The 1392-nt window shown below is 70.2% G+C and carries 2 protein-coding genes; both read left to right on the top strand.

Annotation, left to right across the window (positions count from 1 at the left end):
• Positions 1-1040: hypothetical protein (locus tag AB0M20_RS43635; RefSeq protein ID WP_364307390.1), on the top strand; the 1040-nt coding region annotated here is incomplete at its 5' end.
• Positions 1041-1072: 32 nt separating this feature from the next.
• On the top strand, positions 1073-1392 hold a 320-nt coding region (locus tag AB0M20_RS43640), incomplete at its 3' end, for a hypothetical protein (protein ID WP_364307391.1).

Here is a 1392-nt window from a genome sequence, read left to right on the forward strand (position 1 = left end):
GGTCCGCCCGGCTGGCCGCTGACTCGTTCTTCACCTGGCTGGCGCTGCCACCGGAGTCCTTCACGGTCAACCTCAACCCCGACGATCCGGACGACATCATGGACGAGGATCTGGGGCGCACCGAGGCCGGGCGGGTGCTGCTCGACGCCGACTTCCAGATGAAGAAGACGGTCGCGAAACTGATTCACCCGGATGCCCCGACCGGCAAGCAGTTCTGGTCCGACCTTCGCGGCGAGACACCCTGCATCTCGATGCGGCAGTGGATCGTGCCGCGTCCCGCCGTGGTCCGCGAGCAGGGCAACGAGCTGTTCATCCTGGACGCTCCCCTCGAGGTCAAGATGGAGACGGAGTACTTCAGGACCAGGACCAGGGACTCGGAGGGGTGCCCGGGCCACTCGACCGCGGAGACCCGCCACAACGAGACGGTCTACCGCGTATCGGTCCTCTCCGAGGTGCAGAAGGCGGTCAACGAAGCACCGGAGTACGCCGACCTCCGCCGGGTCTACGCGAGCCGGGTCGCCGCCCAGTGGTATCGCGAGCGCAGCGAGCGCAGCGAGCGCAAACCCACCGTGTACGGCGACCTGATCGACTCCGGCGACGTGAGCGCGTGGCCGCTGCGCGGGAAGTGGACGCCGATGGACACCTGGAAACGGTTCGTGAAGTCGTACAAGGACGGTGAGTTCCGGGTCCGGCGCACCACCCGCGAGGGCACCATGATGGTCAGCAGGCTGTACGTGTACGGCGGCGTCGACTTCTCCGACATCCCGGAACGGCCGTTGTCCCGCGCCGACTTCACCGGCAAACGGCCGGCCATGGACACGACGGTGAAAGGCGCGAGGGCGTTGCCGGTCGCCGAGGCCGGCGGCGGCCCGATGTGGTTCGGCGGCCGGTCGAGCGAGCGGCCCGAGTGGGCGCCGATCCCGCCGCCCGGGTCACCACTGGGCAGACCGGTGTTCTGGGCGGCGACGGCCGGACCGGCGGTGCTCTGGATGATCGTCGCCGGCCTGCTGCTGACCCTCCGCCGCCGGGCGGGGCGATGAAGCCGGGCGGGGCGATGAAGCCGGGCGGGGCAATGACCAAACGGCCGGGTGACTTCGCCGCGTCGCTGCTGCTGTCCGGCGCGGCCGCCGTGTGGCTGACGGCGGCGATCGCCACGCTGTTCGCCGGTCCGCAGTATGCCCGCCACTACGTCGACCTTGCGCAGGATCCGGCGGCGGACACCCGCACCAGGCTGGTGCTCATCGCCGGGGTGGTCCTGATGATGATCGCGGCCGCCGCGGCGATCGGCGTGGCGGCGGCCCTCGGCGCGGTCGGTTCACCGGTGATCCGGAGGCTGACCTGGATCTTCATGGCGATCGTGGCGGTGATCGCCGTGGTGGTCATGCTGGCCGG

Source organism: Actinoplanes sp. NPDC051633 (assembly GCF_040681735.1).
Classification (GTDB): domain Bacteria; phylum Actinomycetota; class Actinomycetes; order Mycobacteriales; family Micromonosporaceae; genus Actinoplanes.